The following is a 26,120-nucleotide window of genomic DNA, read 5'->3' on the forward strand; positions in this document are numbered from 1 at the left end:
ATGGCTCTGGAACGTTCCAGAGAGCGTCGGTAGACTGTAGACGCACCCACCCATGTCCTGTCAAGGAGCCGCGTGTCCCGACCACCGACGATCATCGACGTCGCGACCCGTGCCGGTGTCTCGAAGTCGCTCGTCTCGATGGTGATGCGCGACGACCCCGGCGTCTCCGACACCCGCCGGGCAGCCGTCCTCGCCGCGGCCGCCGAGCTCGGCTACCGCCCCAACCGTGCCGCCGCGATCCTCGCCGGCACGCGGACGCGCACGATCGGCGTCGTCGTCGACGACTTCCGGAACCCCTGGTACGTCCCGATGCTCGACGGCATCCGCGACGCGCTCGCCCCGCACGGCCTGCGCCTCACGCTCGCGGACACCCGCGCGAACGCCCACCTCGACTCCTCCCCGTTCGACGACCTCGTCTCGCTCCGTGTCGACGGTGTCGTGCTCGCCGCCGAGGGCTTCCCCGACCTCGTCGTCCCCGCGGACACCCCGGTCGTCATCGCCGGCGCACGCGCCGACGTCCCGGGAGGACTCGACGTCGTCGCCTCCGACGAAGCCGCCGGCGGACGTCTGGCCGCGGATCACTTGGTCGGCCTGGGTCACCGCCGCATCGCCCACGTCACCGGCGCAGGAGGCCCGGCTGCCGTCCGCCGCGAGGCCACCGTCGCCCGGATGGTCGCCTCCGGCATCGAGCCGCTGGTGTACGGCGAGGGACCGACCTCGGAGCAGACCGGCTACCGCGGCACCGTCCGCGCACTGGAGGACCACCCGGACCTGACCGCGGTGTTCGCGGCGAACGACGTCATGGCGATGGGCGCGATCGCCGCCGTGCACGAGGCCGGGCTCCGGGTACCGCAGGACGTGTCGGTCATGGGCAACGACGAGACCCCGCTCGCCGCGTCACCCCTGCTGCGCCTGACGACGGTGGACCCGCACAACGACGAGGTCGGGCGACTCGCGGCGGACCGGCTCGTCGAGCTGATCGGTGCAGCCGAGCGGCCGGAGCCGACCCGGGTCCTCGTGCCGCCGTCGCTCGTCGTCCGATCGACGACCGCTCCCCCGCGCGCCCGCTGACCGTCCGGACCGCGGGCGTCCGCCGGTCACCCGCTGACCGGTGTCCGCCGGTCGGTGCCGATACCGTCACGGCGCGAGCTGCACCCAGCGCCCCTCGGAGACGACCCGGACCGAGCCACCGTCGACCGCCACGGCGGTCTGCTCGTCGATGGCGTAGGCGGTCGGAACGCCGATCTCGGCCGCCCACCGCTCGGCGTTCTCGAGGGTGTTCTCCGGGAACGCGTCGAGGTGCGGGAAGATCGAGAAGTCGACGACTCCCAACGTCACGTCGTCGACCGCTGACGGCCACGCGACGAAGGACGCGCCGATGCGCGGCGTCATGACCATGCTGCCGGCGCTCACGCCCACCCACACCGTGTCGGGCAACGAGGGCAGCAGGTCCGCGAGCCCGGATGTCCGCATCCAGTGGGCGAGGTAGGTGGCATCCCCGCCGTCGACCAGCAGGACGTCGGCTCCCGTGACCCACCGCCGCCACCGCTCGGGGTCGATCGTCGGCAGCGCCGTGAGCTCCAGCACGCCGATCGACGCCCACCCGAGGCCGGTGAAGGCGCGGGAGTCGGGACCGCCGGCCACGAGGTCCCGGACCGAGGCCGGTCCGCACATCGGATGCCCCCACTGCGCCGTGGGGACGACGAGGGCGCTGGCCTCCTCGATCGGTTTGCCGAGCATCGACACGAGCGCGGCGTGGATCGTCGGGTTGGTGACGCCTCCCGAGGTCAGCAGGAGCTTCACGTCGTCTCCGATCCAGGCAGTTCCAGCGTGTTCAGGGACCACAGTGCCACGCCGTGCAGTCCGAGGTCCTCGGCGAGCGCGACCCGTGCCCGGTAGGAGCGCGCGTCGGACCAGTGCAGCTCGCGGCCGTCGTCCAGCGTCGCCGACCACTCGCCGGTCCGGGCCGACCACCGGGCATCGTCGCCCGCGAGCTCCCGCGCCCGCGCCGGGCTCACCTGCGCGTCACCCGAGCCACTCCACACGTACCCGTACCCCGCGATGCCGAGGTCGATCCGGTCGGCCGGGACGCCCGAGCGTTCGGCCGCATCGACCACCCGCTCCGCCCACGGCAGGGACCCGATGGTGCCGGCACCGCTCCAGGGCCCGTGCTGGTCGTACGTCATCAGGACGAACCGGTCGACGTGGTCCGCGAGCGCACCGAGGTCGTACCCGGTGTCGCGGTAGCCCCGCTCGTCCGTCGAGGCCATGACCGCGATCGACACCTCGGCGTCCGACCCGAGCCGCTCGTGCACGGCGTCCTCGAGCGTCGCGGCGAACGCCACGAGCCCGGCACGGTCGCGACTCCGGAGCGACTCGAGGTCGATCTGCACGCCGCGCATGTGCGCATCGGACGCGAGTTCCGCCAGGCGCTCGGCGACCCGCGAGCGGTTCCCGGCGTCCGACAGCAGCGCGGTGCCGACCTCGGGTGAGAAGTCCCCGATCGACTCGGAGAAGTTGCTGACGAGCAGTTCGGGTGCGGCTCCACCGGTACGCGCCGTGCGGGCGAGTGCCGCCACGCCGCCGGGCAGGTCGTTCAGCCCGGCACCGTCGTCCGCCACCGTGACGCCGTCGATCCCGATCGTCGTCGCACGACGGGACGCGTCCGAGACGTTCGCCGCCGATCCGTCACCTGGTTCGACGTACGCCTCGACAGCGAGGTCGGCGTCGGCACCCTGCGTGCCGACGCAGCCACCGAGGGCCAGCGCGACCACGACCGCGAAACCGACCACGAGTCCTGTCCGCCGCACCACCCGCTCACCGTAGCGTGCGGGGCGGGGTCGGGCCGCGCCTCCTGGACCTCAGACGGTGGCACCCTCGAGCCGGTCGACCGCGACGGCGAGCTCCTCGAGCTCGGGGACCTCGCGCGCCTCGGCGAGCGCTTCCTCGAGCGCGGCGGCGTGCACGGGCGTGGCCTCGTCGAGCAGCCGTTGGCCCGCGTGCGTGAGCTCCGTGTAGAGCCCGCGGCGGTCGTCGGCGCAGAGCACGCGGGTGAGGAGGGCGCGCTCCTCCAGGCGGTTCACGAGCCGGGTCGTCGCACTCGGGCTGAGCGCTGCCGCCCGGGCGAGCTGCTGCATGCGCATGTGGAAGCCGTCCTGGCGGCGGAGGGCGTCGAGCACCGTGAACTCGACGACCGACAGGTCGACCGCGCGCAGCGCCCGCTCGAGCCGCGTCTCGATGAGGCCGTGCAGGGCCGCGAGCGTGCGCCAGCCGTGGGCGCGGACGGCGACGGAGGAGTCGTCGACGGACATGAGGGGCCTCCTGGTGTGCTTCCGGGCAGGATTGGTTGCTTGCGCGGATACCCCGCGTGTGCAACTATCGATATCCCGTGTCTGCAACAACCAGCGTACGCGGCCCAGCTGCACCGCACAACGGAAGGACATCCATGCCCGCGGGACTCATCGCCCTCGCACTCGGCGGATTCGGCATCGGCCTGACCGAGTTCGTCATCACCGGGCTCCTGCCCGAGGTCGCCGCCGACTACGGCGTGACCGAGACCACCGCCGGGTGGCTCGTCACCGGGTACGCCCTCGCGGTCATCGTCGGCGCGCTCGGACTCACCGCCGCGACCACCAGGCTCCCCCGCAAGCCGGTGCTCATCGGGTTGCTCGTGCTGTTCGTGATCGGCAACACCCTGTCCGCCCTCGCGCCGGTGTACGGCGTGATGATGCTCGGCCGGGTCATCGCGGCCCTCTGCCACGGGGCGTTCTTCGGCATCGGCTCCGTGGTCGCGTCGAACATGGTCGCGAAGGAGAAGCGGGCGTCCGCGGTCGCCCTGATGTTCACCGGGCTCACGGCGTCGAACGTGCTCGGCGTCCCGTTCGGCACCTTCCTCGGCCAGGCGCTCGGCTGGCGCGCCACGTTCTGGACCATCGCGGCGATCGGTGTCGTCGCCCTCGTCGGGGTCGCTCTGCTCGTCCCCACCGTCCGCTCGGCCGACGCCGCGGTCCCCTCGCTCCGCCGAGAGCTCGGCGCCTTCCGCTCCGGCCAGGTGTGGCTCTCGCTCGGCATCACCGTGCTCGGCTACGGCGGGATGTTCGGCGCCTTCACCTACATCGCGTACACCCTGACCTCGGTGTCCGGGTTCTCGTCGGGCGCCGTGCCGTGGCTGCTCATCGTGTTCGGCGTCGGGCTGTTCGTCGGCAACTTCGCGGGCGGGAAGCTCGCGTCCCGGTCGATCGACGGCACACTGCTCGTGGTGCTCGTCGTCCTCACGGTGGTGCTCGCCGTGTTCGCGGCAGTGGCGGCCTCGCCCGTGCTCACCGTGATCGCGCTCGTGCTCATGGGAGCGTTCGGGTTCGCCACCGTGCCGGCGCTGCAGACGCGGGTGATGCAGTACGCGGACCACGCGCCGACCCTGGCGAGCGGAGCGAACATCGCGGCGTTCAACCTCGGGAACGCGCTCGGCGCCTGGATCGGTGGGCTCACGATCGCGGCGGGGCTCGGGTACACGTCGCCGATCTGGGCGGGGGCCGGGATCACGGCGGCGGCCGTGGTGCTGACGTCCGTCGCGGCGGGCGCGGCGCGGCGCGCGCGCTCGCGCGGCGCGGTGCCGACGGGCAGCGTCGCGACGGTCTGACGCGCGGGGCGCGGGGCGCGCGGGGCGCGCGAGGTTTCGTGAGCAGAAATGGTCGGGTCACGTGCGCACATCCGACCATTTCTGCTCACGAGATGCGCGGCAGTCACGGCGCGTACGCACGGACGGGAGGCGCGGTGCGGGCTGGCACCGTGCCTCCCGTCCGGCGGTGGTCGCGCCGCGCACTCGATGCGCCCGGTGCTCCCGGTGTTCCTCGGGAACGACGAAACCCCGGTCCTGGAGGACCGGGGTTTCGTGTGCCGCGGAGACGGAGGGATTTGAACCCTCGGTCCCCTCAAAGGGGACTCCACCTTAGCAGGGTGGTGCACTCGGCCGGACTATGCGACGTCTCCAAGCACTCTCGCGAGCGCTCCCACCACCATACAGGAGGTCGAGCACTGTCTCGACACCGAACCCGCGTCGGGCGCACGGCAGGGTCCCCCGAAGTGGGGACAGTCGGGGGTTGTCCACCCGTACCCCGGTCAATAGCATCGTCGAGGCGCGGCCATCACATTCCGGGGTCTCACCCCGTCGCCGCGACACAGCACCGATGTCGCTCCTGGGCGGCGAGCCCGACGCGCGCCCGATCGCGCGAGGCTCAGACCGAGGAGTGACCAGGGGGCGCGGCCCACCACCGCGCCCCCGCTCTCGGTGGTTCGGGTGCGCTGGCGCTTCTTCGCGCTGGGCGACACCTCACGGGCCGGGGAGCGCGTGGAGTGTCGGTGAGCGCGAAACCTCGGGGACGGGGGTCAGGAGCCGAAGGCCTTCGAGCAGGTCTGCTCGTCGGCGGACTGCCCCTGCAAGCCGTCGAGGGTCTCGGCCGGAGCCGTCGCCGCGGGGCTGCTCGCGGGCGCGGTGGCTCCGCCGGCGCTCGCACCATCCGTACCAAAACCCGCACCATCCGTACCGAGGTCCGCACCCGAACCGGCAGCCGCGCCCGCGCCGCTCGCACCGGCACCCGATCCCGCGCTCGCGTCCGTACCCGCGCCCGATCCCGCGCCGGCAGCCGCGCCGCCGGCGCCCGCAGCGGCCCCCGCGGCCGTGCCCGCAGCGGCCTCCGCGGCCGACGCCCCCGCGGCAGACCCCGCGCCCGCCGCGCGCTCCGCCCCGATCCCGGTGCTGTCCGCGCCGAGCGAGAACGACTGGTCCGCCCGGATCTTCGCGAACAACTGCGCCGCGAGCTCCGCCGACGGCTGCACCTTCCCCGAGTACACCCCCGTGCCCCCGGTCGTCCCCGGGTACTGCACGAAGTTGACCTGCGCGAGCGGGAGGTCCTGGAGCGCCCGCCCCATCTCCACCATCGTGCCGGCGTCGTTGAGGCTCTGCGACAGCTGCATGTTCGAGGCCGCTGCCCGGGCCAGCTTGTACAGGGTGGGCGGCGAGGTGAGGGTGTCGTTCGACTTCACCGTGCGCAGCAGCGAGGACAGGAAGGCCTGCTGGCTGGAGATCCGCCCGAGGTCCGAGCCGTCGCCCACACCGTGCCGGGAGCGGAGGAACGCCAGCGCTTGGTCACCCTGCAGCGTCGAGGTGCCCTGCGGCAGGTCGAGCCCCGTGTAGCGGTCGTGGATCGGCTGCGCGACGCACACCGGCACGCCGCCGATCGCGTTCGACATCTCGATGACGCCCTGGAACGACACCGCCGCCGAGTACTGCACGTCGAGGCCGGTCAGCCCCTGCACGGTCTGCACGACGCAGTTCAGCCCGCCCTCGCCCCACGCGCTGTTGATCGGCTGCGCGGCCATGGCGGGTGTCGTCCCGGAGCCGTCCTGCTTGCGGCACGCGGGGATCGGCGTGACGAGGTCGCGCGGGATGCTCACCGCGGTGGCGTTGGTGTGGTCGGCCGAGACGTGCAGCAGGATGTTGACGTCGTTCAACGTGGCGTCGCGTTCGCCGTACGCCGTGCCCTGCTCGGGGTCGTTGTCCGTGCCGACGACCAGCATGTTGAAGCCGCCCTGGTACGAACTCAGTGCTGCCGGTCCCTTCGCCGGCTGCGCTGGCTGCCCCTGGATCGCGACGCCGTCGCCGAAGTCGTCGGTGACCTGCTTGGCGGCGATCGCGGCGACCGACGCCGTGCTCACGAGGGCGACCGCGGCCACCCCGGAGAACACCTTCATCGCGGTGCCGACGGGGTTGCGGTGCCGGAGACGTCCGTGCCGTGCGATCCCGGTCGCTCGGTTCAGCCGGTGGGATCGGTCGCGGACGTCGTTCACGGGCACTCCTGTCGTGTGCGGACACGGTGCGTGCTCGAGCGGACGAGCACGCGGGCAGTGCCCTCCCTGTCGGGCACCGAGGGGTCCCGCGCTGGCCCGGTCGGTCCCGGTGCCGCGGGGACGGCAACCGGACCACCCTGCCATGCGCCCGCCTGTCGATTCAGTGCGAGCGGCCCCGGAATCCGCGGTGAGTGCTCAGGCGGCCGCCCGGAACCGTTCGGGCAGGCCGATCAGGGCATCGGCGAGCTCGACCAGCGCCACCGCGCACTCGTCGAGCGCGTCCCGCTCGGCCGCGGTGGTCGCGCGTTCGGCGATCTTCCGGCGTTCCCGACGTGCGACCACGGCGTCGATCCCGTTCGCCAGCGCCACGTCGTCCGTGAAGAACGCGTCGAGCACGGCACGCTGCGACAGGAGCCAGTCGGCGCTGACGGCCGCACCGCTCCGGCGGAGCCACCACGAACCGAGCTCGACGAAGACCCCGCCCTCGGTCACGCACTCGCGGAGCCAGGCGACGTCGAAGCGATCCGCGCACCGCACCGCGCCCGCCGAGGGCTCGGTGATCATCGTCCGCGCGATCCGGATCCGCTCGATCATGTGGTCGACGGTCCAGTGCGCGACGACCACCCCGACGTACCGCTGCACCGAGACGAGCCGCAGGTTCTCGAGCGGCACAAGTGCTTCGCGCACCGGCGTCCGGGACACCCGCATGTCGGCCGCGATCGTGTCGAGCCGGATCCGCTGGCCACGGCGGTAGACCCCGCGCAGCACGTTGTCGAGCAGCCGCGCGAAGACCGCGTCCCGCAGCAGACTGCGTCGGATGCCGTGCGGGTCGTCATCGTCGCGACCCGGTCGGTGCTGTGCTCGCTCCATGCCGCCAGGATCACGCACGGCCCACGCCGCCGGCTTCGCGAGTGGTCGGCCCGTGGACCGTGCAGGACACTGTCGTGCTGTGGAGGACTGCCATGCGAGGACGATGACAGACCCCGGAGCGCGGCGCTAAACACTCCGCATACGGAATACTACTTCCGCGCCGCGTCCGCCTCCTTGGTCAGGACCGACAGGGGTTGTGTGACGTCCTCGAGCCCCTTCCGGGCCGCGTCGACGCCGAAGATCAGCGCCACGACACCGCCCGCGATCATCACCGCGGACCCGAGCAGGTACCCCCAGAACAGCGGCTCGCGGGAGGACCCGTCGCCGATGAGCGCACCGTAGATGAGCGGCGCGACGGCTCCGAAGATCTGCGCCAGCGCGAAGAAGTACGAGATCGCCTGCGACCGGAGCTCGAGCGGGAAGATCTCGCTCACGGTCAGGTAGGCGCTGGACGCACCCGCCGAGGCGAAGAAGAACGAGATGCACCAGAAGACGACCTGCACCGGCGCGCTGATCGCGTCCGCCTGGAACAGGAACGCCGAGGTGGCGAGCACGAGCCCGGACACCAGGTACGTCGAGAAGATCATCTGCCGACGACCCCAGGTGTCGAAGAACCGACCGAGGATGATCGGTCCGAGCAGGTTGCCGATCGCGAACGGGAAGAAGTACACGCTCGTCTCGGCGGTCTTCAGGCCGAAGAAGTTCGTGAGCACCAGGGCGTAGGTGAAGAAGATCGCGTTGTAGAGGAACGCCTGCGTGATCATCATCGTCGCGCCGACCAGGGTCCGGGTCGGGTACTGCCGGAACAGCACCTTCACGATCGTCCGGAACTTCACGTTCTCCGTCGGCGTGACGGTCATCGCCTTGGACTCGTCGACCTCCGGCAGCCGGTGCCCGGTGGACTTCTCCACCGACTCCTCGATCTGCGTGACCGTCGCCTCGGCTTCCTCCTCACGTCCGTGCGTCATGAGCCACCGCGGACTCTCCGGGATGTGCCGCCGCAGGAAGATGATCGCGATGCCGAGCACCGGGCCGAGGAAGAAGCCGATGCGCCAGCCGATGTTCTCGGCGAAGTTGGCCGTGTCGAGCAGGTAGATGTTCGCGAACGCGCCGAGTGCCGCGCCGCCCCAGTAGGTGCCGTTGATCGCGATGTCGACGTGCCCGCGGTACTTCGCGGGGATGAGCTCGTCGATCGCCGAGTTGATCGCGGCGTACTCGCCGCCGATGCCGAGCCCGGCGACGAACCGGAAGGCCGCGAGGAACCAGAAGTCCTGCGCGAGCCCCGCGATGCCGGAGCCGATCAGGTAGATGGCCAGCGTGAGGATGAAGAGCTTCCGACGCCCCAGCCGGTCGGACATCCGACCGAAGACGATCGCGCCGACGACCTGCCCGACGAGGTAGATGGTGCCGAGCGAGGTCACCTGCTGCGTCGACAGGTTCAGGTCGGCCTGGAACCCGGCGTTCGACACGATCTGGATCTCGAGGCCGTCGAGGACCCACGAGACACCGAGTCCCACCACGACACTCCAGTGGAACCGTGTCCACGGCAGTCTGTCCATCCTGGCGGGGACCAGGCTCTTGATCGCCCCGTTCGTCGTGCTGCTCACGAAAGGGGAACGTACGCCCAGATCGACGAGATGGTTCAGATCCGGAAACGAACGGGTTCCGGGCTCGGAGCCGGATCCCCCTAATCGAATCCGGCTCCGATGCCGGAACACCAATCATTGCAATTGCTATGAAAACTCACAAGCAGGTGGCCTGGAGGCGCGGTGCCAGCCCGCACCGCGCCTCCAGGCCCGAACGGCGTAACGTCGAAGAGGTGACCCGACCCGACATCCGAACGGTCGGCGAGCTCCGCACCTCTGGCCACCTCCAGAAGACGGTCCGCGCCGAGATCCGCGACAACCTGCTCAGCGCCCTCCGCGAGGGCCGCGACCCCTGGCCCGGCCTCCACGGCTTCGCCACCACCGTCGTCCCGCAGCTCGAACGCGCCCTGATCGCCGGGCACGACGTCGTCCTGCTCGGCGAACGCGGACAGGGCAAGACCCGACTCCTCCGCACCCTGCAGGGCCTGCTCGACGAGTGGACGCCCGTCATCACCGGCTCCGAACTCGGCGAGCACCCCTACGAACCGATCACGACGGCGAGCATCCGCCGGGCCGCGGACCTCGGCGACGCCCTGCCCATCAGCTGGCGGCACCGCGACGACCGCTACGTCGAGAAGCTCGCGACGCCGGACACGAGCGTCGCGGACCTCATCGGCGACGTCGACCCGATGAAGGTCGCCGAGGGCCGCAGCCTGGGCGACCCCGAGACGATCCACTTCGGCCTCGTCCCCCGGGGCCACCGCGGCATCGTCGCCATCAACGAGCTCCCCGACCTCGCCGAGCGCATCCAGGTCGCGATGCTCAACGTGATGGAGGAGCGCGACGTCCAGATCCGCGGCTACGTCCTGCGACTGCCGCTCGACGTGCTCGTGGTCGCCAGCGCGAACCCCGAGGACTACACGAACCGCGGTCGGATCATCACCCCGTTGAAGGACCGCTTCGGCGCCGAGATCCGCACCCACTACCCGATCGAGCTCGAGGACGAGATCGCCGTAATCCGCCAGGAGGCGCGGCTCACCGCCGACGTGCCGGACGCGCTGGTCGAGATCCTCGCCCGGTTCACGCGTGCCCTGCGCGGATCGAGTGCGGTCGACCAGCGCAGCGGCGTCAGCGCCCGCTTCGCGATCGCCGGCGCGGAGACGATCTCCGCCGCCGCGGTGCACCGCGCTGCGCGGCAGGGCGAGGAGCACGCGGTCGCGCGGCCGATCGACCTCGAGACCGCGATCGACGTCCTCGGCGGGAAGATCGAGTTCGAGAACGGCGAGGAGGACCGCGCCGACGAGGTGCTCGAGCACCTGCTCCGGACCGCGACCGCCGAGACCGTCCGGGCGCGCTTCCGCGGGCTCGACTTCGCGGTCCTCGTCGAGGCGCTCGACGGGGGCACGATGGTGACCACGGGTGAGCAGGTCAGCGCCCGCGCCTTCCTCGAGGGCCTGCCGTCGATCGGCGAGTCCGACCTGTACGACCAGATCTGCGAACGGCTCGGAGCGACCGACGACGGCGAGCGTGCCGGCGCCATCGAACTCGCGCTCGAGGGGCTCTTCCTCGCCCGGCGGATCAGCAAGGAGTCCGGCGGGGGCGAAGCCGTCTATGGCTAGGGCGAACCGACGCCTGGCGCGGGACGCCCGCTACGGGAAGTACGAGGACGGCCCGGACCCGCTCGCTCCCCCGGTCGACCTGGCCGAGGCGCTCGACGCCATCGGCGAGGACGTCATGGGCGGCACCTCGCCCGAGCGCGCCATCCGGGAGTACCTGCGCCGCGGCGGTCAGGACCAGCGCGGCCTCGACGACCTGGCCCGCCGCGTGGCCGAGCGACGTCGCGAGCTGACGGCGAAGAACAACCTCGACGGCACCCTGCAGCAGGTCAAGCAGCTGCTCGACGAGGCCGTGCTCGCGGAACGCGGACAACTCGCCCGCGACACCGAGATCGACGACGGCGACCGAGCCCTCGCCGAGATGCAGCTCGACAGCCTGTCGCCGTCGCCCGCCACCGCGGTGCAGGAACTGAGCGGCTACGACTGGACGAGCCCGTCCGCGCGCCAGAAGTACGAGGAGATCAAGGACCTGCTCGGCCGTGAGGTCCTCGACCAGCGCTTCGCGGGCATGAAGCAGGCACTCGAGGGCGCCACCGACCAGGACCGCGAGGACGTCGCCGCGATGATGCGCGACCTCAACACCCTGCTCGAGGACCACCGTGCGGGGACGGACACGCAGGAGCAGTTCGACGCGTTCATGGCCGAGCACGGGCAGTACTTCCCGTCGGACCCGCAGAACGTCGAGGAACTGCTCGACGACCTCGCTGCCCGGGCGGCCGCGGCGCAGCGCATGCGCAACTCGATGACCCAGGAGCAGCGCGACGAGCTCGACGCCCTCGCCCAGCAGGCGTTCGGCTCCCCCGACCTGATGGGACAGCTCGCCCAGCTCGACGACACCCTCCGCTCGCTCCGGCCGGGCGAGGACTGGGGCGGCTCCGAGCGGATGGAGGGCGAGCAGGGCCTCGGCCTCGGCGACGGGACCGGGGTGTTCCAGGACATCGCCGACCTCGACGCCCTGGCCGACCAGATCGCGCAGGCCGGACCGGGCTCCGACCTCGACGACCTCGACCTCGACGCCCTCGGCCGCCAGCTCGGGAACGACGCCGTCGTCGACGCGAGGACCCTGCAGCAGCTCGAGAAGGCCCTGCGCAACTCCGGTGCGATGCGCCGCGGTGCCGACGGGCAGCTCCGGCTCACCCCGAAGGCGATGCGGCAGCTCGGGAAGAGCCTGCTCCGGGACGTCGCCGAGCGCATGTCCGGCCGCCAGGGTGCCCGAGACCTCCGCCGCTCCGGTGCGTCCGGCGAACCCTCCGGTGCGACCCGGCAGTGGCAGTACGGCGACACCGAGCCGTGGGACGTCACCCGGTCGATCACGAACGCGCTCACCCGCACGGCTGCCTCGGGACGGATGGGCCCGGGCGTCCGCCTGGAGATCGACGACGTCGAGGTGCAGGAGACCGAGGCACGGACGCAGGCCTGTGTCGCCCTGCTCGTCGACACCTCGTTCTCGATGGCGATGGAGGACCGGTGGGTGCCGATGAAGCGCACCGCGCTGGCACTCCACACCCTCGTTTCCACACGGTTCCGCGGCGACGACCTGCAGCTCATCGCCTTCGGCCGCGAAGCCGAGGTGATGGAGATCGAGCAACTCGTCGGCCTCGACGCGATGTGGGACAAGGGCACCAACCTCCACCACGCCCTGCTGCTCGCGAACCGGCACTTCCGGAAGCACCCGACCGCCCAGCCCGTGCTGCTCATCGTCACCGACGGCGAGCCCACCTCGCACCTCGAACCGAACGGCCAGGTGTGGTTCGGGTACCCGCCGGACCCGATCACGATCGCGCTGTCCGTCCGGGAGCTCGAGAACGCCGGACGGCTCGGCGCGCAGACGACGTTCTTCCGGCTCGGCGACGACCCGGGGCTGGCGCGCTTCATCGACGCGATGGCGAAGCGGGTGGACGGCAAGGTCGTCGCGCCCGAGAACGACGACCTCGGCGTCGCGGTGGTCGGGTCGTACCTGGGATCGCGCCGCGGTGGAGCGCTCTTCCGGGACGACTGGACAATCTGACGGCAGGGTCTGTTCCTCGGGCGATCTCGGTCGTATGCTGACGCCACAGCTGCCCCAGACCCCGGCCGCGATCACCGCTCCACCTGACCGACCACGTCGGTGAACCGACCACGTCGGTGAACCGACCACGTCGGTGAACCGATGCTGTCGGGACACCGACAGCGTCGGTGAGGTGGTGATGACCGACCGATGGCACCTGATCCGTCCTCGGCCGGTCGACCCCCGTGGGGTCCCGGAGGGCAACGACGCACTCCGTCCGACCGCCACGGGTCACCGCGCCCCGGCAGGCGGGACGCGGTACGGGTCGGTGGGTTCCGCACCCGACGGAACCCGCCGACCCGATCTCCGCGCCGGCGGCCGAGCGGTTCGCTAGAAGAGCGGCCAGGGCACGGCGGGCCCGTGTCCCGGTGGCGGCGGGAACAGCCCGACCGCCCGCAGCGCCGCGCACCGGGCGCGCAGGGTGTCGACCTCCGCCACCGTGAGGTGCTCGTCGAGTGCGGCACCGAGATCGCCGTGCAGCGCGTCGGTCACCCGGTCGATGCCCTCGAGCTCGTCCGCGTCGAGCGGTTCGCCGATCCACCCCCACAACACCGAGCGCAGCTTGTGCTCGACGTGGAAGGTCAGCCCGTGGTCGACACCGAAGCGGTGACCGTCCGGCATCGCGAGGACGTGACCGCCCTTGCGGTCGGCGTTGTTCACGACGACGTCGAACACCGCCATCCGCCGCAGTGCGGTCGTGTCCTCGTGCACGAGGGTCACCGGACGGTCCGCTTCGTCGATCGCCTCGAGCACCGGCCGCCAGCGGGGTGCTCCGTCGCCGGACAGCTCGGCCTCGGCGTCCTCGGTGGGGACGAGGTCGACCGCGTCCTGCTCGGGATCGACGTCCTGCCACCGCTGGACCATGCCGCGGCCGAACGGCCCCTCGCCCATCCACGTCGGGGGGACGACGTCCCAGCCGAACGCCTCCGACACGAGGTACGCCGCGACCTCTCGATCGGCGAGGGTGCCGTCCGGGAAGTCCCAGAGCGGTCGCTCCCCCTCGATCGGCTTGTAGACGACCGCCTCGCCGTCGAGGTCGGCGAGGAAGGTGGCGTTCGAGGCTTCCCGGATGCGTGCCCGGATGGACAGCGACCCGTCGCTCATGCGGCCCCTGGCGGACGGCCGGCGGCCACGATCTCCCGCGTGCGCTCGACGAACGCGCGAGCGGTGCCGACCGGGATCTTCACCTGGAACAGCTCGGCGGGCTCGGGGATCTCGACCACGGCCTCGATCTCCTCGCCGTCCTCGGTCGTCTCGGCGACGATCTCGAGCTCGTCGTCGATGGGGTACGCCTCGATCACCACCTGGGCGGTGGCGGGGTCGAACCCGAGGCTCAGGGCGCCGGCACGGAACTCGGCCTCGACCGGCTGGTCGAGCGGTTCACCGTCACGGAGTTCTGCCGGCGCGGACGGCGGGACGCTGAACCGGTTGTCCTCGACGGTCGCGACCTCGTCCAGGAGCTCGTCGATCTTGTCCGCGAGGACGGCCGACTGCTCCTTCTCGAGCGCGACGCTCGTGACACGGCGGCCGTCACGCGCCTGGATGTAGAAGGACCGCTCGCCCGGACGGCCGACGGTCCCGACGACGAGACGGTCCGGCCAGTCGAAGCCGTGCACGATGGTGGGCATACCCCGCATTGTAGGAGTGCCGGGCGACAGTCGTTCAGGCTCCGGCAGGAGCGGGACCGGTGGCGGGGTCGTCGTGGCCGGCGCCGCCCCCGACCGCGGCGTCCGCGCCCGGCGCCGGTGCTGCCGCGAGCCACGTCAGGTCACCCGACTCGGTGTTCGAGGCGACGACCTCGGGACGGTGCTCGCCGTAGCGCACGATGGACACCGACGCCGGTCCGACCGCGATGCGCTGGAACAGGTCGAGGTGCATGCCGAGGGCGTCGGCGAGCACGGACTTGATCACGTCGCCGTGGCTCACCGCGACCCACACGGCGCCCGGACCGTGGGCGGCCTCGACCTCGGCGTCGATCCGGCGGACGGCGGCGACGGCGCGCGACTGCATCCCCTGCATGGACTCCCCGCCGGGGAACACGACGGCGCTCGGGTTCGCCTGGACCGTCCGCCAGAGCGGCTCCTTCGCGAGGTCCGCGAGCTTCCGGCCCTGCCAGTCGCCGTAGTCGCACTCCGTGATCGCCCGCTCGATGCGGGTCTCCGGCTCGCCCGCCTGGCGTCCGAGCAGCGCGCGGGCGGTCTGCCGACACCGTTCGAGCGGGCTGGACACGACCGCGGCGAGCGGGACAGCGGCGAGTCGTCCGGCCGTCCGTGCGGCCTGTTCGCGACCGACGGCGTCGAGCGCCACCCCTGCCGTCCGTCCGGCGAGGACGCCGGTCGCGTTCGCGGTGGTGCGTCCGTGCCGGACGAGGAGGACGGTCGCCATGTGCCCGATCCTAGGCCGCGATGCGCCCGTCGCCCGTTGCCGCGTCGGACACCACCCGTCCGTCGACGACGGTCACGAGCGAGTCGAGCGCGCCCCGGTGCACGAGGTCGTGCGTCACGAGCATCGTCGCGGTGCCGCGCTCGTGGGTCAGCTGCGCGATGAGCGACATGATCGCCGCGCCGCGCTCCTGGTCGAGTGCGCTCGTGGGTTCGTCGACGAGCAGGACCTCCGGCTCGTGCACGAGTGCGCGGGCGATCGCGATCCGCTGCCGTTGCCCACCGGACAGCTGGGCCGGTCGCTTGTCGGCGTGCCCGGACAGCCCGACCGCGTCGATCAGGTCGTCGGCCCGATCGCGGACCGCCGCACCCCGCCGCCCGGCCCGCGGGCCCCCGAGGTGCGCCATGACGAGGAGCTGCTCGCGGGCGGTCAGCGACGGCAACAGGTTCGACTGCTGGAACACGATGCCGATGCGTTCCCGTCGGAGCGCGGTGGCCTCGTCCCGCGACAGCGCGGCGGCGTCGACCGCGTCGCCCCGCGCACCGGTGATGACGACGCGGCCGGAGTTCGGCCCGATGAGCGTCGCCGCGACGGCCAGGATCGAGGACTTGCCGGAGCCGGAGGGGCCGGTGATCCCGGTGACCTCGCCGGTGCGTGCCGTCAGCGAGACGTGGTCGACCGCGGTGACGCGGCGGTCGCCGTCGGGGAAGGTGAGGGTGACGTCGTCGAGGGTGATCATCGGTTGCTCCCGAGTGCGGTGAGGGGGTCGGCGGCGGTGACGGTGCGGAGGGCGACCGCGGCTCCGGCGAGCCCGAGGGCCGCCATCGCGATCGCCGGGACCAGCGTGGTGAGCGGGCTGAGCAGGAACGGCAGCGCACCGCCGGCGAGCGCCCCGAGACCCACGACCGCGGCGGTCCCGACGCCGATGCCGACGACGAGCACGACGAGCGCCTGGCCGAGGGCGTCCCGGACGAGCGACCGGGTACTCGCACCGAGTGCCTTCAGGACGGCGACGTCGCCCGCGCGCTGCATGGTCCACACCGTGAAGAAGGCGCCGACGACGAGGGCGGAGACGCCGAACAGCATCGCGATCATCAGGGCGAGCGAACCGACCTCCGACCGGAACGTCTCGAGGGCGGTGAGCGAGCCGAGGTGCGACGAGGCCGACGTGTGGGTCGCGGTGGCGACGGCGTCCCAGTCGGGCGACCCGCTCACGGCGAGGACGGTGGGGTCGCCGTCGCCGCCGAGCCGCCGATCGGCCGCGGACCAGGCGTCCGGGGTCATCGCGAGGACCGGCGTGTGGCTGTACCAGGCGTCGCCGCCGACGGAGGCGACCCGGTAGGTGGTGCCCGTGATCGTCACGTGGTCGCCGACGTCGACCCCGAGGTCGGCGGCCGCGCCGGCGGAAAGGCCGACCTCGTCGTCCCGCGTCGGCGCGAGCGAGGCGACCGAGCCACGCGCGTCGGCCGAGCCGCCGTGGTCGGCGGCCAGCCCGAACAGGGCGACCCCGACCGCCGACCCGTCGTCGTGACCCGACGTCGCCCGCCCCTGGACGATCCCGACCGGGACCACCTCGTCGACGCCGGCCGCCGTCTGCCAGCCGACCCGCGCCTCCTGGCCGATGGTCGACTCGCCGAAGGACGGCTGCCCGTCGGACGGTTGCTGCAGGACCAGTCGGTCACCCGGCAGGTCGAGGACGGCGGAGACGTTCTGGGCGGCGAGTCCGCCGGTGAGGCCCGCGAGGAACCCCACGAGCAGGGTGATGAGCGCGACGACGGAGCCGATGAGCACGAAGCGTCCGCGAGCGAACCGGAGGTCGCGCCAGGCGACGAACACGATGGTCCCTTCCCGGGTCACGGACCCTCCGCGACCACGACGGTCACGGACCCTCCGCGACCACGCCTCCAGCCTCGCCGCGCCGGTCCCGGCGGACATCGTCGACCGGACTGGTCCCCCGATCGAACTTTCGGTTGATCCGGTCCCGCACCCGGCTCCGTACGCTGGGACCGTCATGGCGCACAGCACGCTCACCCCGGTCTTCGTCGGTCTCCGGACCGGCCTGCACGTGCTGTCCGCCGCGCTCCTGGCCCTCGTCGTCATCCGTGTGCTGGTCAGCGACGGCCCGCGGCCCTGGGTGCCCCTCGGGCTGAGCGTCGTCTTCGCCGGCGTCTACCTGCTCGGCGCCGTCGCCGCCCGCACCGCCGAGCGCCGTCGTGCGATCGCCGGCGGGGTCTGGCTCGTCGCGCTGAGCCTCGTCTGGATCGCCCTGCTGGTGCTCGTGCCCGAGGCCGCGTACCTCGTCTTCCCGCTGTTCTTCCTGTACCTGCACGTCCTCCCCCGCGTGGTCGGTCCGGTCGCCGTCGTGGTCGCCACCCTCGTCGCGGTCGTCGCGCTCGGGCTGCACGGCGGGTTCACGGTCGGCGGGGTCGTCGGCCCGCTCGTCGGCGCCGGTGTGGCGTTGCTCATCGGGCTCGGGTACCGCGCCCTCGCGCGCGAGGCCACGGAGCGCGAGGCGCTCGTCGCTGAACTCATCGCGACCCGTGACCGCCTGGCCGCCACCGAGCGTGAACAGGGCGTCCTCGCCGAGCGGGCTCGCCTCGCCCGCGAGATCCACGACACCGTCGCACAGGGCCTGTCGAGCATCCAGATGCTCCTGCACGCCGCGGAACGCGCGGACGGCGAGCGCCCCGGGCTGGAGCACATCCGGCTCGCACGTGACACCGCGGCGGACGGACTCGCCGACACCCGGCGGTTCATCCGTGAGCTCACGCCGCCGTCGCTCGACCAGGGGCTCCCGGCGGCGCTCGGGCGGCTCGCCGAGCAGCAGTGGTCCGGCGACGGCCTGACCGTGACCGTCGACGTGCCCGACGTGGTGCTGCCGATGGACGTCCAGACGGCGCTGCTGCGCATCGCCCAGGGCGCGGTCGCGAACGTGGTGCAGCACGCGCACGCCACGCACGTCGCGCTGTCGCTCGCGGTCGACGGCCAGGAGGCGCGACTGACGGTCTCGGACGACGGCGTCGGTTTCGACCCGGTCACCGCCTTGTCGCGGGCGGTCGCGTCCGACTCGTTCGGCCTGCGCGCGGCCCAGGACCGCGTCGGCCAGTTCGGCGGACGGCTGGAGATCGACTCGGCGCCCGGACGCGGCACCACCCTCGTCGCCGTCCTGGAGGTGCCGTGATCCGGATCCTGATCGCCGACGACCACCCGGTCGTGCGGGCCGGCCTGCGCGCGCTGCTCGACGCGGAGGACGACCTCGAGGTCGTCGGCGAGGCCGCGACGCCGGGGACCGCGGTCGAGCTCGCCGCCGACCTCTCGCCGGAACTCGTCCTGATGGACCTGCAGTTCGGCCAGGACACCTCCGGTGCCGAAGCCACCCGGCGGATCCGTGCGCTCGACGCCGCGCCGTACGTCCTCGTGCTCACGAACTACGACTCCGACGGCGACATCCTCGGCGCGGTGGAGGCCGGTGCGAGCGGGTACCTCCTCAAGGACGCGCCGCCGCACGACCTGATCGCGGCCGTCCGGGCGGCGGCGTCCGGCCAGAGCGCGCTCGCGCCCGCGATCGCCGGCCGGCTGATGGCCCGGATGCGGACCCCGCAGGTGTCGCTCTCGGCGCGGGAGATCGAGGTCCTCGAGCTCGTCGCCGCCGGCGCTGCGAACGGCGAGGTCGCGGCGCGGCTCCACATCAGCGAGGCGACGGTCAAGTCGCACCTCGTGCACGTGTTCTCGAAGCTCGGGGTCGCCTCGCGGACGGCTGCGGTGTCCACGGCGCGCTCGCTCGGCATGCTGCGCTGACCTCGCACCGGCGGTCTGCGCCGTTCCCTTGACTCGACCACGGTGGGACGTTCTGATGGACCCATGATCGAGCGCCACCGCGCGGCACTCTTCGCCACGTCGACGATGACCGGGTTCGGGATCGCCTCGTGGATCACGCGCACGCCCGCGATCCGCGACGCGCTCGGGGCCTCGATCGAGGCGATGGGCATCGTCATCCTCGGGCTCTCGATCGGCTCGATGATCGGGATCCTCGGCGCCGGTGTGCTCGTCCGGCGACTCGGGACGCGCCCGCTCATCGTCCTCGGCGGGGTCCTGCCCGTCGTCGGCATGCTCCTCGTCGCCCTGTCCGCCCCCGCGCAGCTCGCCGCCGGGGTGTGGGGCGGGCTGTTCCTCATCGGCTTCGGGTCCGGCGTCGCCGAGATCGGCCTGAACGTCGAGGCGGCCGCGGTCGAACGACGGATCGGTCGGCCGGTCGTCCCGCTGCTCCACGCCTGCTTCAGTCTCGGCACGGTCCTCGGCGGGGTGGCGGGCATCGCGGTCACCGCTGCCCGGACGCCGGTCCTCGGGCACCTGCTCGGCGCCACCGTCGTCATGGCCGCACTCGCCGCGTTCGCCGCCGTGAACCTCCGTCCGGTCCCCCGCGTTGCGCCCGAGGCGTCGTCCGCGGTCGCACCGGCTCCGCGGCTCCGGGCCGTGCTCACGGTGCAGGTGCTGCTCATCGCCGTGATCACCCTGGCGATGGCGTTCGCCGAGGGTGCCGCGAGCGACTGGCTCCCGCTGCTCATGACGACCGACCACGGCGCTCCCGAGGCCGTCGGGTCCCTCGTCTTCACCGGCTTCGCCCTCGCGATGTTCGTCGGGCGGACGGCCGGCACGCCCCTCGTCGCCCGGTTCGGTCGCGCCCCGGTCGTCCGGGTGTGCGCGGCGGTCGGCACCGTCGGCGTGCTGCTCGTGGTGGTGTCGCCGAGCCCGGTGCTGACCGCGGCCGCCGCCGGGGTGTGGGGTCTCGGCATCGCCCTCGGCTTCCCGCTCGCGATCTCGGCCGCCGGCGACCACCCGACCGATGGTGACCGACGGGTGTCCGTCGTCGCGACCGCGGGCTACATCGCGTTCCTGGCCGGTCCTCCGGCACTCGGGTTCCTCGGCGAGCACCTCGGCCTGCAGGCGGCGATGCTCGTCCCCGCCGCACTCCTCGTCGTGGCGCTGCTCGCCGCCCCCGCGACCCGGAACCGCACCACGCTCGACGTGCGGGAGCCCCCGGTCGGCGCACCGGCCCCGTCCGCGGACTGACGGGACTACGTCTAGCGGACACCATTTCGTGTCGTCGGCGGCTCGCGCCAAGATGGAGCCGTGCTCGTCTCCATCGTCTACATGAGCCGGGCGGCCACCCCCTTCGACGACGCCGCCCTGACCGAGCTCCTGCGTGGGTCGCGGCTCCGGAACGAGGCGCTGGGGGTCTCCGGCATCCTGTTGGCGAAGGACGGCCGCTTCATGCAGCTGCTCGAGGGCCCGGCGTGGAGCGTGGACGACCGGTTCGCCGCGATCGCGCGCGACCCCCGCCACGGCGAGGTGAAGTCGCTCGTGCGCGAGGACATCGAACGCCGTCGGTTCGACGGCTGGTCGATGGCCTACCGGTCGCTCGACGACTCCGACATCGCCGCCGAGGAGGGCTTCAGCCCGTTCCTCGCCGACGGCGTCGACTTCCCGCGGTCCTTCGACCGCACGAGCGCGGCATGGCTGCTGAAGTGGTTCCGCGACCGCGAGCTCCACGACCGCTGACCCGCAGCGGCCCGGCCCCGTGCCGTCCCGCGTCAGTGCGCTCGTGGGCGCCGGACACGGGTGACCGCGGCCGCACTGCCCGCAGCGGCGAGCACGACCAGCCCGAGCGCACCGACGCCCAGGCCGAACACCCCGAGGATCCCGGCGCCGATGTTCGCGCCGCCGCCGTCGTCGACCGTGACGAACAGGGCCCAGAGCGTCACCGCGACGGCGACGAACCCGACCGCGAGCAGCACGGTCGCGACGACGTGCAGCGCGACGACGCTCGCGGACCACCCCACCCGCTCGACCCCGGACGTCGCGAGCGCCGGGTCGCCGTACGGAGGGGTGTCGTGCTCGCTGGTGTCCACGGCGTCAGTCTGCCGTGCCGAACGCGTCCGCCACGACCCCCAGCAAGCGGGGCCGGTGCCGAGGGTCCGCGACGGCGGTGAGCACCATCCGCCACATCGTCGCGACCGCGGGGAAGAGGTCCTGCCGGCCGGTCCGCACCGCCGAGACGAGCTGGACCCCGGTGAACATCGGGACGACGGTCGCGCCGAGCTGCTCGGGTGTGAGGTCCGTCCGGAGTTCGCCGCTCGCGATCGCGAGGCGGAACAGGTCGCTGATCCCACCGATCCACTGGTCGTAGAAGGCGGCGGTCGCGGCACCGAACTCGCCGCGTTCGAGCGAGAGCCGGATGCCGGCGCTCACGACGGGGTCGGTCAGCAGCATGCCGGCGATGTCCCGGGAGGCCCGGACGAGCGCCTCGGCGGGCGACGCGTCGTGGTGGCTCACGACGTCGAACGTCCGCACGTTCTGCTCGTCGATGACCCCGAGCGCGAGGGACAGCTTGGTGGGGAAGTGGAAGTGCAGAGCGCCCTGCGAGACGCCCGCCTCGCGGGCGACGGCCGCGATCGTCGTGGCGGCGAAGCCGACACGCTCGAACTGACGGGCGGCGGCCTCCAGGATCAGTGCGCGTCGTTCCACGCTTCCAGTGTCACGGACTGGAGGCGCGGTGCGGGCCCGCACCGCGCCTCCAGTCCGAGGGGGGGGTCACCGTCGGACCGCTCGCTCACCCGTGCAGCGAGTCGGTTCGTTCCTGCCGCTCCTCCGGACGTAGCCAGACCTTCACGACCGGGCCGGAATCGGGATCGGTACCGGTCGGCACCACGACCTCGAGCGCCGTGGCGGTCTGCGTCCACTGCACCTCGCCGCCGGCGCCGAGCACCTCGACGCTGCGGATCGGCCGTCCGAGCAGGTTCGTCCCGCTGCCGAACGAGCGGATGCGCGCGACGCCGTCCGTCGGGTCGGCGAGCAGGACCGCGTAGACGTACTCGCCGGTGACGTCGTGGCGGGTGGTGAACCGGACGTCCTCGGACGTGTAGGCCGGAGCGGCGCCGTCGACGAACGACCCCGCCTGGACGTGCGTCGGACCCTCGCCGAAGACGCGCCAGGGACGGGTGCCGTAGATCGCCTCGCCGTTGGCGGTCAACCACCGGCCGATGCCCTCCAGCAGCCGCTGCTCGGGCTCGGCGATCGTGCCGTCCGGCTTCGGGCCGACGTTGAGCAGGAGGACGCCGTTCTTCGCGACGACGTCGACGAGCTCGGCGACGAGGTCGCGCGCGGTCTTGTAGTCGTGCCCCTCGATCCAGCACCAGGCGGACTTGGACACCGAGGTGTCGTTCTGCCAGACGACCGGCGGGATGTCCCCCATCGCACCGCGCTCGATGTCGTAGACGGCGGAGCCGTCCGCGAACGCCTGCCACTTGTAGTTGATGACGACCTCGCGCCCCCACTCGGCGGCACGGTTGTAGTAGTACGCGGCGAGGGTGCGCAGCCACGGCTCGAACGCTGGCTGCTCGATCCACCAGTCGAACCAGAGCACCTGCGGCCGGTACTTGTCGATGACCTCGACGGTCCGGAGCAGCCAGTCCTCGAGGTGTCGCTCGTTCGGCGCGGTCTCCTCGCGCTGGGCCGGGCCGTAGAAGTCGATGAACCGCGGGTCGAGCACGTCCGAGTCGAACCGTGCTCCCCCGTTCATGAAGAACCAGTGCTCGGCCCGGTGCGAGGAAGCGCCGCGGACCATGAACGCGTCGTCGACCGCCTGGAGCAGGTCCCCGAACACGTCGCGCTCCGGCCCCATCCGCGCCGCGCTCCACCGGGAGCGGTCGGTGTCGTACATCGCGAAGCCGTCGTGGTGCTCGGCGACGGGGACGACGAACTGCGCCCCCGCGCGACGGAACAGGGTCGCCCAGTCCTGCGGGTCGAAGTGCTCCATCGTGAACGACGGGATGAAGTCCTTGTAGCCGAACTCCGACTGCGGTCCGTAGGTGGCCACGTGGTGCTCGAACTCGGGGGTGCCCGCGCGGTACATGTCCCGCGAGTACCACTCGTTCCGGAAGGCCGGCACCGAGTAGACGCCCCAGTGCAGGAAGACCCCGAACTTGGCGTCCTCGTACCAGCGCGGCGGCGAGTACCCGCGGAGTGACTCCCAGGTCGCCTCGTACGGGCCGGCAGCGACGACCTCGGCGACGGCAGCGAGCGCCACCGAGTTGTCGCTGACGTCGACCGGCGCCGGCAGGGCTGCCGGGTCGATCCGTGGCAGGTCGTGGGGTTCGGGCATGACTCCTCCTCGAGTCGAGCGAAACGTTTCGTCCTGGAGACGGTTCTACGGTAGCGTGCATTGCACCCGCATGGGTGAAACGTTGAGTGATGCGCGACGACGCGCAGGAAGCAGGCCACCGTGGACGTCCCGACGAGCCGACCCCTGCGGACCGGCGCACGCATCCCGACGATCGGACTCGGCACGTTCGGCTCCGACCGGTACGGCCCGGACGAGGTGGCGGCGGCGGTCCGCGGCGGCCTCGACGCCGGCTACCGGTTGGTCGACTGCGCCTCGGTCTACGGCAACGAGCCCGAGGTCGGCGCAGCGATCGCGGCGAGCGGTGTCCCGCGCGAGGACCTCTTCGTGATGTCGAAGGTCTGGAACGACGCGCACGACCCGGCCGATGCGGTCGCGTCGGTCGAGCGATCACTCCGGGACCTGCGGGTCGACCACCTCGACGCGGTGTTCGTGCACTGGCCGTTCCCGAACCACCACGCGCCGCACGCCTCGGTCGAGGACCGCGACCGGTCGGCCCGCCCCTACGACCACGCCGCGTACCTCGCGCTCTGGCGGTCGCTCGAGGGGCTCGTCGACGCCGGACTGGTCCGGCACCTCGGCACGTCGAACACGACGGTCCCGAAGCTGCGGCTGCTGCTCCGCGACGCCCGGGTCCTCCCGGCGCTCAACGAGATGGAGCTGCACCCGACGTTCCAGCAACCGGAGCTGTTCGACTTCTGCCGCGCGAACGACATCCAGCCCGTGGGCTACTCGCCGCTCGGGTCACCGTCCCGCCCGGAGCGCGACCGCGAGGACGACGACCCCGTGGACGTCGACCACCCCGTCGTCCGGCGGATCGCCGAGGCGCACGGCGTGCACCCCGCCGTGGTCTGCCTCAAGTGGGCGGTCGCGCGCGGGCAGGTCCCGATCCCGTTCTCGGTGAAGCCCGAGCAGTACCGCGCGAACCTCGACGGCGCGCTGACGGACCTGCTCACCGACGAGGAACTCCGGGCGATGCAGGACGTCGACCGCGGCGTCCGGCTCATCAAGGGGCAGGTGTTCCTGTGGTCGGGCGCCGCAAGCTGGCACGACCTGTGGGACGAGGACGGCACGATCCCCGGGGGCGTCGGGTGACGGCGACCTACAAGGACCTGCAGCGGGCGACGGGGCTCTCGCTCGCGACGATCTCGAAGTTCTACAACGGCGGCACCGTCCGTGACGAGAACGCACAGGCGATCGAACGGGCGGCGGCGACGCTCGGGTTCCGTCCCAACGGGTTCGCCCGGAGCCTGCGCTCCCGGCGGTCCGGCACGATCGGCGTCCTGCTGCCGGCGCTCGACAACGACTTCCACCTCACCGTGATCGCCGGGGTCGAGAGCGCGCTCCGGGCGCACGGGACGAGCGTCATCGTCTCGTCGAGCCCGGACGCCGCCGCGGGCGCGGTCGACCTGCTCCTCAGCCGGATGGTGGACGGCATCATCGCGGTGCCGTCGGACCACGACGTCGAGGCCCTGGCGCGTGCGGCCGAGCGGATGCCGGTCGTGCAGATCGACTGGCGTGCGGACGCCCTCGACACCGACGGCGTCTTCCTCGACAACCGCGGCGCCGGCGCCCTCGCCGCCCGCCACCTCCTCGACCACGGACACCGCCGGGTCGGGGTGGTCGCGGGCGACCCCGCGGTCTCCACCATGCGGGAGCGCACCGCGGGCTTCCGTGCGGTGGTCGAACGGGAGGGCGGTGTCCTCGGACCGGACTCGGTCGTCGAGGGCCCCCTCACGGTGCAGCACGGGCAGGCGGCGATGCAGCGGCTCCTCGTGCAGCAGGACCGCCCGACCGCGGTCTTCTGCGCGAACTACGAACTCACGCTCGGAGCCGTCATCGCACTGAACGAGTCCGGGCTGACCCTCGGCCGGGAGCTCTCGGTGCTCGGGTTCGACGGCCTCGAGCTCGCCCAGGCCACCGTCCCGAAGCTCACCGTCATCGTGCAGCCCACGCACGAGCTCGCCGTCCGGGCCGCCGACCTCATCCACGCGCGCCTGACGGACCCCGAGGCCGACCCGGCTCCCGTCGACGTCGTCGTCGCACCCCGTCTGGTCGCCGGTGGATCGGTCGCCCGACTCGTCACCCCCACGGAGGCATGATGCTGCGCTACACCCTCACCCATCAGCCGACGCTGAGCGCGCTCGCGTCGCTCGGGCACGGCTCCAAGGTCCTGGTCGCCGACGGGAACTACCCGTTCGCGACGGCGATGCGTCCGGGCGCCGCGCTGGTGCACCTCAACTTCCGCCCCGGACTGCTCGACGTCGACGAGGTCCTGACGACCCTGCTCGACGCGGTGCCGGTCGAGGCGGCGACGGTCATGGAGGCTCCGGCGGACACCGTCGTCGCGGCGCACGAGGGCTACCGGCGCATCCTCGGGCCGGACGTGCCGCTCGGTGCGCTCGACCGGTTCGCGTTCTACGACGCGGTCCGGGCGCCCGAGACCGGGTTGGTCATCGCGACCGGCGACCAGCGCTCGCACGCGAACCTGCTGCTCGAGATCGGGTTCCAGCGCGCGCCGGAGCGGTAGGGCGCGCGGGCGCGGGCGCGGTCGCGACGGGCGCGCGGGCGGCGGGGCGCGCGCCCGTCGCGAC

25 protein-coding genes and 1 tRNA gene are annotated in these 26,120 nt (G+C 72.4%); 11 read left to right on the plus strand and 15 right to left on the minus strand.

The window, feature by feature from the left end; translation table 11 throughout:
- The first annotated feature begins 72 nt into the window (after positions 1-72).
- Entirely contained in the window at positions 73-1,071 is a 999-nt protein-coding gene (locus JSX79_RS10245; RefSeq protein ID WP_229086066.1) for a LacI family DNA-binding transcriptional regulator, read from the plus strand.
- Positions 1,072-1,137: 66 nt separating this feature from the next.
- Here JSX79_RS10245 and JSX79_RS10250 read toward each other — a convergent pair whose 3' ends face one another.
- From JSX79_RS10250 to JSX79_RS10260, 3 genes are read right to left on the minus strand one after another with little or no spacing between them, the layout of a single operon-like run.
- Positions 1,138-1,803 carry a Type 1 glutamine amidotransferase-like domain-containing protein gene (locus JSX79_RS10250; protein ID WP_229086067.1) on the minus strand — a complete coding sequence of 222 codons (666 nt, stop codon included), beginning with the start codon at positions 1,801-1,803 and terminating at the stop codon, positions 1,138-1,140.
- Positions 1,800-2,813: a glycosyl hydrolase family 18 protein gene (locus JSX79_RS10255; RefSeq protein WP_229086069.1), complete on the minus strand. Its 1,014-nt coding sequence runs from the start codon at positions 2,811-2,813 to the stop codon at positions 1,800-1,802. Before JSX79_RS10255 ends, JSX79_RS10250 begins: the two co-directional genes overlap by 4 nt.
- A gap of 48 nt (positions 2,814-2,861) precedes the next feature.
- The gene (locus tag JSX79_RS10260; protein WP_070418145.1) at positions 2,862-3,311 is read right to left on the minus strand and encodes a MarR family winged helix-turn-helix transcriptional regulator; all 450 of its coding nucleotides are present in this window, start codon (positions 3,309-3,311) and stop codon (positions 2,862-2,864) included.
- 134 nt (positions 3,312-3,445) lie between these two features.
- Between JSX79_RS10260 and JSX79_RS10265 the strand changes: the two genes are divergently transcribed.
- Positions 3,446-4,639, plus strand: coding sequence for an MFS transporter (locus tag JSX79_RS10265; RefSeq protein ID WP_229086070.1), 1,194 nt, complete (start codon positions 3,446-3,448; stop codon positions 4,637-4,639).
- A gap of 260 nt (positions 4,640-4,899) precedes the next feature.
- Here the strand turns inward: JSX79_RS10265 and JSX79_RS10270 are convergent.
- From JSX79_RS10270 to JSX79_RS10285, 4 genes are all read right to left on the minus strand, one after another.
- Positions 4,900-4,989, minus strand: a tRNA-Ser gene (locus JSX79_RS10270).
- Between the two features lie 396 nt (positions 4,990-5,385).
- Complete coding sequence (locus tag JSX79_RS10275) at positions 5,386-6,846, minus strand: LCP family protein (RefSeq protein WP_229086071.1); 1,461 nt, start codon at positions 6,844-6,846, stop codon at positions 5,386-5,388.
- Between the two features lie 195 nt (positions 6,847-7,041).
- Positions 7,042-7,716, minus strand: coding sequence for a GntR family transcriptional regulator (locus JSX79_RS10280; RefSeq protein WP_071296032.1), 675 nt, complete (start codon positions 7,714-7,716; stop codon positions 7,042-7,044).
- A gap of 149 nt (positions 7,717-7,865) precedes the next feature.
- On the minus strand, positions 7,866-9,323 hold the full coding sequence (locus JSX79_RS10285) for an MFS transporter (protein ID WP_308061373.1): 1,458 nt from the start codon (positions 9,321-9,323) through the stop codon (positions 7,866-7,868).
- A gap of 212 nt (positions 9,324-9,535) precedes the next feature.
- Between JSX79_RS10285 and JSX79_RS10290 the strand changes: the two genes are divergently transcribed.
- Both JSX79_RS10290 and JSX79_RS10295 read left to right on the plus strand, forming a co-directional pair.
- On the plus strand, positions 9,536-10,921 hold the full coding sequence (locus tag JSX79_RS10290; RefSeq protein WP_070418142.1) for an AAA family ATPase: 1,386 nt from the start codon (positions 9,536-9,538) through the stop codon (positions 10,919-10,921).
- Positions 10,914-12,926, plus strand: coding sequence for a VWA domain-containing protein (locus JSX79_RS10295; RefSeq protein ID WP_092386028.1), 2,013 nt, complete (start codon positions 10,914-10,916; stop codon positions 12,924-12,926). Before JSX79_RS10290 ends, JSX79_RS10295 begins: the two co-directional genes overlap by 8 nt.
- Positions 12,927-13,295: 369 nt before the next feature.
- Here the strand turns inward: JSX79_RS10295 and JSX79_RS10300 are convergent, their stop codons facing one another.
- Genes JSX79_RS10300 through JSX79_RS10320 form a run of 5 tightly spaced genes read right to left on the minus strand, consistent with a single transcriptional unit; the run spans position 13,296 to position 17,183 of the window.
- The gene (locus JSX79_RS10300) at positions 13,296-14,069 is read right to left on the minus strand and encodes an SCO1664 family protein (protein ID WP_070418141.1); all 774 of its coding nucleotides are present in this window, start codon (positions 14,067-14,069) and stop codon (positions 13,296-13,298) included.
- Positions 14,066-14,593, minus strand: a complete 528-nt coding sequence (locus JSX79_RS10305; protein ID WP_070418140.1) for a DUF3090 domain-containing protein — start codon at positions 14,591-14,593, stop codon at positions 14,066-14,068. The genes JSX79_RS10300 and JSX79_RS10305 overlap by 4 nt, the downstream gene beginning before the upstream one ends.
- Positions 14,594-14,627: 34 nt before the next feature.
- Positions 14,628-15,350: a histidine phosphatase family protein gene (locus tag JSX79_RS10310; RefSeq protein WP_229086073.1), complete on the minus strand. Its 723-nt coding sequence runs from the start codon at positions 15,348-15,350 to the stop codon at positions 14,628-14,630.
- A 10-nt stretch (positions 15,351-15,360) separates the two neighbouring features.
- Complete coding sequence (locus JSX79_RS10315) at positions 15,361-16,086, minus strand: ABC transporter ATP-binding protein (protein ID WP_229086074.1); 726 nt, start codon at positions 16,084-16,086, stop codon at positions 15,361-15,363.
- Positions 16,083-17,183, minus strand: coding sequence for an FtsX-like permease family protein (locus tag JSX79_RS10320; protein WP_229086093.1), 1,101 nt, complete (start codon positions 17,181-17,183; stop codon positions 16,083-16,085). The genes JSX79_RS10315 and JSX79_RS10320 overlap by 4 nt, the downstream gene beginning before the upstream one ends.
- 175 nt (positions 17,184-17,358) lie before the next feature.
- On the opposite strand from JSX79_RS10320, the gene JSX79_RS10325 reads away from it, so the two are divergent.
- The 4 genes from JSX79_RS10325 to JSX79_RS10340 all read left to right on the plus strand — a co-directional run bounded on the left by JSX79_RS10325 (position 17,359) and on the right by JSX79_RS10340 (position 20,906).
- Complete coding sequence (locus tag JSX79_RS10325; RefSeq protein ID WP_229086076.1) at positions 17,359-18,528, plus strand: sensor histidine kinase; 1,170 nt, start codon at positions 17,359-17,361, stop codon at positions 18,526-18,528.
- The gene (locus JSX79_RS10330; protein ID WP_070418136.1) at positions 18,525-19,145 is read left to right on the plus strand and encodes a response regulator transcription factor; all 621 of its coding nucleotides are present in this window, start codon (positions 18,525-18,527) and stop codon (positions 19,143-19,145) included. Before JSX79_RS10325 ends, JSX79_RS10330 begins: the two co-directional genes overlap by 4 nt.
- A 63-nt stretch (positions 19,146-19,208) precedes the next feature.
- Positions 19,209-20,417, plus strand: coding sequence for an MFS transporter (locus JSX79_RS10335; RefSeq protein WP_229086077.1), 1,209 nt, complete (start codon positions 19,209-19,211; stop codon positions 20,415-20,417).
- Between the two features lie 60 nt (positions 20,418-20,477).
- On the plus strand, positions 20,478-20,906 hold the full coding sequence (locus JSX79_RS10340) for a BLUF domain-containing protein (RefSeq protein ID WP_229086079.1): 429 nt from the start codon (positions 20,478-20,480) through the stop codon (positions 20,904-20,906).
- A 32-nt stretch (positions 20,907-20,938) separates the two neighbouring features.
- On the opposite strand, the gene JSX79_RS10345 is transcribed toward JSX79_RS10340, so the two are convergent.
- From JSX79_RS10345 to JSX79_RS10355, 3 genes are all read right to left on the minus strand, one after another.
- Entirely contained in the window at positions 20,939-21,256 is a 318-nt protein-coding gene (locus JSX79_RS10345) for a hypothetical protein (RefSeq protein WP_229086080.1), read from the minus strand.
- A gap of 4 nt (positions 21,257-21,260) precedes the next feature.
- Positions 21,261-21,872 carry a ScbR family autoregulator-binding transcription factor gene (locus JSX79_RS10350; RefSeq protein ID WP_229086081.1) on the minus strand — a complete coding sequence of 204 codons (612 nt, stop codon included), beginning with the start codon at positions 21,870-21,872 and terminating at the stop codon, positions 21,261-21,263.
- Between the two features lie 85 nt (positions 21,873-21,957).
- Positions 21,958-23,508: an alpha-L-fucosidase gene (locus JSX79_RS10355; RefSeq protein ID WP_229086083.1), complete on the minus strand. Its 1,551-nt coding sequence runs from the start codon at positions 23,506-23,508 to the stop codon at positions 21,958-21,960.
- 120 nt (positions 23,509-23,628) lie between these two features.
- On the opposite strand from JSX79_RS10355, the gene JSX79_RS10360 reads away from it, so the two are divergent.
- From JSX79_RS10360 to JSX79_RS10370, 3 genes are read left to right on the plus strand one after another with little or no spacing between them, the layout of a single operon-like run.
- Positions 23,629-24,621, plus strand: coding sequence for an aldo/keto reductase (locus JSX79_RS10360; RefSeq protein WP_229086085.1), 993 nt, complete (start codon positions 23,629-23,631; stop codon positions 24,619-24,621).
- On the plus strand, positions 24,618-25,628 hold the full coding sequence (locus tag JSX79_RS10365) for a LacI family DNA-binding transcriptional regulator (protein WP_229086087.1): 1,011 nt from the start codon (positions 24,618-24,620) through the stop codon (positions 25,626-25,628). The genes JSX79_RS10360 and JSX79_RS10365 overlap by 4 nt, the downstream gene beginning before the upstream one ends.
- Positions 25,625-26,056: an RbsD/FucU family protein gene (locus JSX79_RS10370; protein WP_229086088.1), complete on the plus strand. Its 432-nt coding sequence runs from the start codon at positions 25,625-25,627 to the stop codon at positions 26,054-26,056. Before JSX79_RS10365 ends, JSX79_RS10370 begins: the two co-directional genes overlap by 4 nt.
- The last annotated feature ends 64 nt before the right edge of the window (positions 26,057-26,120 follow it).

This window comes from Curtobacterium sp. GD1, from assembly GCF_020882855.1.
Lineage (GTDB): Bacteria > Actinomycetota > Actinomycetes > Actinomycetales > Microbacteriaceae > Curtobacterium.

Bases quoted from the DNA above. Each gene is read 5' to 3' on its own strand.
- JSX79_RS10260 (WP_070418145.1), bottom strand. From the start codon at position 3,311: ATGTCCGTCGACGACTCCTCCGTCGCCGTCCGCGCCCACGGCTGGCGC.
- JSX79_RS10265 (WP_229086070.1), top strand. From the start codon at position 3,446: ATGCCCGCGGGACTCATCGCCCTCGCACTCGGCGGATTCGGCATCGGC.
- JSX79_RS10280 (WP_071296032.1), bottom strand. From the start codon at position 7,716: ATGGAGCGAGCACAGCACCGACCGGGTCGCGACGATGACGACCCGCAC.
- JSX79_RS10295 (WP_092386028.1), top strand. From the start codon at position 10,914: ATGGCTAGGGCGAACCGACGCCTGGCGCGGGACGCCCGCTACGGGAAG.
- JSX79_RS10300 (WP_070418141.1), bottom strand. From the start codon at position 14,069: ATGAGCGACGGGTCGCTGTCCATCCGGGCACGCATCCGGGAAGCCTCG.
- JSX79_RS10305 (WP_070418140.1), bottom strand. From the start codon at position 14,593: ATGCCCACCATCGTGCACGGCTTCGACTGGCCGGACCGTCTCGTCGTC.
- JSX79_RS10310 (WP_229086073.1), bottom strand. From the start codon at position 15,350: ATGGCGACCGTCCTCCTCGTCCGGCACGGACGCACCACCGCGAACGCG.
- JSX79_RS10315 (WP_229086074.1), bottom strand. From the start codon at position 16,086: ATGATCACCCTCGACGACGTCACCCTCACCTTCCCCGACGGCGACCGC.
- JSX79_RS10325 (WP_229086076.1), top strand. From the start codon at position 17,359: ATGGCGCACAGCACGCTCACCCCGGTCTTCGTCGGTCTCCGGACCGGC.
- JSX79_RS10335 (WP_229086077.1), top strand. From the start codon at position 19,209: ATGATCGAGCGCCACCGCGCGGCACTCTTCGCCACGTCGACGATGACC.
- JSX79_RS10355 (WP_229086083.1), bottom strand. From the start codon at position 23,508: ATGCCCGAACCCCACGACCTGCCACGGATCGACCCGGCAGCCCTGCCG.
- JSX79_RS10370 (WP_229086088.1), top strand. From the start codon at position 25,625: ATGATGCTGCGCTACACCCTCACCCATCAGCCGACGCTGAGCGCGCTC.